This is a genomic window from Romboutsia sp. 13368, from assembly GCF_018336475.1.
In the GTDB taxonomy this organism is placed as follows: domain Bacteria; phylum Bacillota; class Clostridia; order Peptostreptococcales; family Peptostreptococcaceae; genus Romboutsia.
The window spans coordinates 568,685-571,200 of the sequence record NZ_CP048741.1; the positions used below are offsets into that span (position 1 = coordinate 568,685).

Annotated in this window: 4 protein-coding genes; 1 reads left to right on the plus strand and 3 read right to left on the minus strand. The window is 27.1% G+C overall.

The window, feature by feature from the left end:
* Positions 1-294: 294 nt before the first annotated feature.
* The 3 genes from G3997_RS02330 to G3997_RS02340 are packed head-to-tail and all read right to left on the minus strand — an operon-like array spanning position 295 to position 1,385.
* Entirely contained in the window at positions 295-867 is a 573-nt protein-coding gene (locus G3997_RS02330; protein ID WP_296647467.1) for a manganese catalase family protein, read from the minus strand.
* 42 nt (positions 868-909) lie between these two features.
* A complete protein-coding gene (locus G3997_RS02335; RefSeq protein WP_296647472.1) occupies positions 910-1,176 on the minus strand; it encodes a spore coat protein CotJB in 267 nt (88 codons plus the stop codon).
* Entirely contained in the window at positions 1,176-1,385 is a 210-nt protein-coding gene (locus tag G3997_RS02340; RefSeq protein ID WP_296647476.1) for a spore coat associated protein CotJA, read from the minus strand. The genes G3997_RS02335 and G3997_RS02340 overlap by 1 nt, the downstream gene beginning before the upstream one ends.
* A gap of 216 nt (positions 1,386-1,601) precedes the next feature.
* On the opposite strand from G3997_RS02340, the gene G3997_RS02345 reads away from it, so the two are divergent.
* On the plus strand, positions 1,602-2,465 hold the full coding sequence (locus G3997_RS02345) for a tRNA 2-thiocytidine biosynthesis TtcA family protein (protein ID WP_296647478.1): 864 nt from the start codon (positions 1,602-1,604) through the stop codon (positions 2,463-2,465).
* The last annotated feature ends 51 nt before the right edge of the window (positions 2,466-2,516 follow it).

The window sequence follows — 2,516 nt, forward strand, 5'->3', positions numbered from 1 at the left end:
ATAATAATATKTATAAATTAAAAGCCAGTGAAATATCTTATACTTTTAAAAACTCTGGAGGTGTTAAAGTTGCTGTAGATAATATATTAAGTGTAGCTAATAGATTATAGATTAAAACATATAAATATTAGATTTTAAAATCTATTTGATTTTACACTGTCAAAATTACTGACAGTGTATTTTTATGATTTTATCTATACTGTATAAATATTTAATAGTAAAAGTGGAGTATACAAACTATACACTCCACTTTTATAAAATAATTTCTATTCTAAAATTCAAATCTTAAATCTATTAGAATATCTTTTTACTATCAGTAAAATCATAAACATCCATTAATGCTTCTCCAAATCTTTGGTAGTGTACAATCTCTCTTTGACCTAAAAATCTTAATATGTCTTTAAGATCTGAATCATCTGTTAAGTTAATTAGCTGATAATAAGTAGCTAATGCTTTTTGTTCTGCTGCCATATCTTCATGTAAATTTGTAACAGCATCTCCAAATACATTAATATAAGCTGTAGTAAAGTTTACACCATTTGCATCTACTGGTTGAAGTCCATGTCCAAAAGTAGCATAATTAGGTCCAAGTCCTGCATCTTTAAGTTCTTCAGGAGTAGCATTTCTCGTTAATTGGTATAATATAGCTGATATAATCTCAACATGAGCCATTTCTTCTGTACCTATATCAGTTAAAAGTGCTATAGATTTACCAGTTGGCATAGTGTATCTTTGTTGAAGGTATCTAAGAGCTGCTGCAAGTTCTCCATTAGGTCCACCTAATTGAGTCATTATAAGTTTAGCCATTTCTGGGTCTGAATTTTTCAAATTAACTGGATATTCTAATGTTTTTTGATAAACCCACATTCATTTATTCCTCCTCTAATTTTTATAATTTATTATCATATTTTAGTTATAAAACTTACTATCCCAAGGCCATGGTTCTTCGATCCATTGCCAAGGACAATTACTTTTACCATATCCAAAATTAGTTAAAGGCCCATATTTACATTCATAATTACGTATAACTTCATTTAATTGTTTTGAAAAATTATTATACATGTTTACAGCACACATGTCATCAGGATGATTATCTAAATATAAGTTTAAATCTACACAAGCAAAAGTTAATTCTTGAATTTTTAATATTATGTCAGATTTATTTGATTGAGCCATTATCTTTTCCCCCTAACTCTATTTTTAGGATTTTTATATAAGTCTGCATTATACATTGCTGAATCTATTAAATATAATTCAGGGAATAAAGTTCCTTTATTCAATGCACTAGAAAGCGAATACATTTTTGTGAACTTTTGATCATTGACATAAGGTCTGGCAAGTTCGCATCCACAATTTTTTGACATACCTCTTTTTTTATCTTCCATTAAAACTCCCCCTAGTAAAAATTTAGATAATAAATATCTAATAATATATTATTCGTACAAGCAAATTTGGTTACTATAAATAGATAAAATATATAAATTTTAATAAATACTGACAAATCAATATAAATAAATGCATTTAATTTATGTATTACTTGAATTTACAATAGATTTTATGATAAAATAATTTGCATGTTCACATAAGGATGAGGTGATAAAATGAGCGAATTAGCAGGAAAAGGCTGTGAAATAATAGTTCCTTTTGAAGAGAGACAGCCATTAAAGGATATAGAAAGAAGTATAATAAAAAAATATAGAAAACATTTATGGTCGAAATTTATAAAAGCAATAAGAGATTATAATTTAGTAGAAGAAGGAGATAAAATAGCTGTTGCAATATCAGGTGGTAAAGATAGYTTACTTATGGCTAAAATGTTCCAAGAGTTAAAAAGACATGGACAAGTTAATTTTGAAGTTGAGTTTATAGCTATGGACCCTGGATATCATAAAGATATAAAACAATTATTAATAGATAACTGTGAATACTTAGATATACCTATACATTTATTTGATTCTAGAATTTTTGAAATAGCTGATGAGATAGCGAAGGATTATCCTTGTTATATGTGTGCTAGAATGAGAAGAGGAGCACTTTACTCAAAAGCAGAAGAATTAGGTTGCAATAAACTTGCACTAGGACATCATTATGATGATGTTATAGAAACTACTATGTTAAACTTATTATGTGCTGGTAACTTTAAAACAATGTTACCAAAGTTAAATTCAACAAACTTTGATGGAATACAAATAATAAGACCACTTTATTATATAAGAGAAGAACATATAGTTAGATTTATACAAAATAGTGGTATATGGCCATTAAACTGTGCTTGTATGGTTGCAGCTAAAAAGACTGGAAATAAGAGATATGAAATAAAAGATCTTATAAAAAGTTTAGGAGAAAACTTTAAAGATGTTGAAAAATCAATATTTAAAGCAGCTGAAAATGTTAATATAGATTCAGTTTTAGGATGGCAACAAGATGGGGTTAAACATTCTTTCTTAGAAAATTATAATAAATAATAGTAAAAAACACTGATTTAATATCAGTGTTTTTTTTGAAAGATATGAATG